We start from the raw sequence: 2,493 nt of genomic DNA on the forward strand, positions 1-2,493 counted from the left end.
ACCATTGAAGTCACCTAACAATAAACATGATGATGGCAGCTGTTCAAGCAACCTATTTAGATCGGATGAAGTATATGTGTTATTCGGTGATAAATATAAACAACAAACAGTAAAAACTTTGTGTAAAGTAACCCGCATTGCAACAGCGGGAATATTTGTATTCAGAGATACTGGACTGAAAGGAATTGAGTTATGGATGAGAAGTGAAATGGAACCTTGATGGAATGCAGTATATGATGGAATGGTATAACCTTGAATACCCTCCATGTGGCTTTCTTGAAGGCAGATAACTCTAGGTGAGTGTTCCTGAATGAGAAGACAGAGTTCTTCGTACTGTGTACGATAGCTACGACAATTCCACTGCAAAATATTGTAAGATGCCATGATTAAAATGGAGTAAAAAATTAAAAAGTTACTATTTTCCTTTCTTTGACCCTCCATTTTTGGGAGCCTTTTGGGGAGATTTCTTGTCTTTTTTCTGTCCTTTGCTTCCTTCTGGGGGGTTTACTTTCCTTGGAGACTGTGGGGGAGATGATTTTTGTGAAGATTGTGGGGGAGGTGTTTCCGGTGAATCCATTGGTTCACAAGGTGTTTCTGGTGAATCCATTGGTTCACATTGGGTAGATCCTTCATCAGAAATGTCAGAGTATTCGTTCAACTGCAGAGCGTTGAAGGGGTTCGTGTTGGTGAAGTCAATTTCTGGGGTTTGTAATAGGATGGTTTGTCCTGGGCGAATTTCTTCATCTGTGTCATATGATTCAATCATATTGAGGGCAGATTTATCTGGTTGTGGTCCTGAGGGAATGTCCTGGTCTTTCTTTGTTGTCTGGATTAAGGTATTTACATTGGTGGGTTGGGACACATCCAATGTAGCAGAGTTCTGATTTGAGAAATAAGCATGAGTTGAAGAGTTTCTTGGGGGTGGGGTAATAGAAGATAGTCTTGGTATAGGAGGGGGAGGGGCAGAAGGAGGAAGATATGCAGCTATGTACTCTAAAAGAGATAATGCGCATGGGCAACAGAAACTGTCTGTCTGAGTTGATGCAGAACATGTTGATTTGGATAATGATGGCGGTGGTGGTGGTTTGGGAGCTTGTGAAGATACAGCTTTAGCATATGATGTAGCACCAGGTACAATCACTGATGGTTGTTGAGATGGTTGTAGTGTTTTCCGGGCTTCGATGCTGGTGATATTCTTTTCTATCCTGAGGGCCTGTACTTTCTTCTCAAATATCCAGTCAGGGCAAGATTTGTCTGTAGCAGGATGTGAACCTTTGCAGTTGACACAGTGGGGATCGTTGGTGCAATGTTCTCTCTCGTGATCTTTCTTTCCACAGTTGGAGCAGCACGCTTGTCCTCGACAATTTGACTTGTGATGACCATATTTCTGACACTGAAAACATCTCAAGGGATTGGGGACGTATGGGTCCACGTTGAGCTTGGTGTATCCAAAGGTCAAGGTTGATGGTGTGGTTGGTTGGGAAAAGTCTAAAATGAATGTATTCGTGGGCACTTTTCTGTTTCCTTTGGTGATTGTGATTCGTTTAGCAGCTGTTACTGATGGAATTGAATCAACAATTTCCTGTTCGTCCACGTAGCGAAGATCCGGGGAACGAATCACACCCTTGCTGGAATTGAGTTTCTCATGAGGTGTTATTGAAACTTTTATTCCAGCAAAGGTTTGGGTTGATCTAAGTAGGGTAGACTGTTTGTTGTTAAAACATTGGAGAAGATAGGTACCATTGGCAAGCTTTTTCAAAGATTTCAATTCTCCACACAAACCTTGAAATGTTTTGTGGATGACGAAAGGTGATAATTGTGCAAGAGCATTGGGAGTTCCTTCTGGAGTGTACATAGCCATGACCAAGAATCTTGACCATGTCTGGATGATGGGAGGCAAATCGTGTTCTTTTTCGGAAGAGTCAGTTGGAGTTATGTCACATTTTCTTTTCTTTGTAGCCATATTTATTGAATTTGTATTCATCCCCTGCATTCCCCACCCACCGTGGAGTCCAACAAGGGGTCAGCCTGGGCGGGACTAATCCACGACCAGGCATGACAGGGTTATGCAGGGGGTATACACTAGTAAAGTAAGGCTAAATGAACCTACAATTAAAATAATCTAAAGGAAGATTCAGGGAGCTAAACATCACCAGTTTGACCCATAAGCCGTCACCTTCTAAAAACACACGCAATGATATAGTGAAATGAAATTTCGCGGAAACAATCCGGTACATTATGAAAAAAGTCGATGAAAAATGAGTTGAACGATGTTGATGATATGAAAGTTGGAAGATGATTGGATGGTGTGCTTTAGAAGTTTGTTCGACCAGCCGATTGATCCTATCCGGGTCAAGATTGGACCGCCCGTCTAGAGGAATTCAAGGCCAAAGTGGTGTGTTGGGGCCTGCAGCCGTGTACCCACATAATTTTGCGTGGGGATATGACTACAGACCCCTCAACCACCAGGATCCTCTCCTCCACCGACACGGG

At 42.7% G+C, this 2,493-nt stretch carries 2 protein-coding genes; both read right to left on the reverse strand.

The window, feature by feature from the left end:
- Positions 1-441, reverse strand: a 441-nt coding sequence (locus tag BOW51_RS11955; protein WP_370738168.1) for an endonuclease/exonuclease/phosphatase family protein, incomplete at its 3' end; no start/stop codon positions are given.
- Entirely contained in the window at positions 416-1,984 is a 1,569-nt protein-coding gene (locus BOW51_RS09790) for a DUF8775 domain-containing protein (RefSeq protein WP_135568230.1), read from the reverse strand. The genes BOW51_RS11955 and BOW51_RS09790, both read right to left, overlap by 26 nt.
- Positions 1,985-2,493 lie beyond the last annotated feature (509 nt).

The organism is Solemya elarraichensis gill symbiont, from assembly GCF_002021095.1.
Taxonomy (GTDB): domain Bacteria; phylum Pseudomonadota; class Gammaproteobacteria; order Chromatiales; family Chromatiaceae.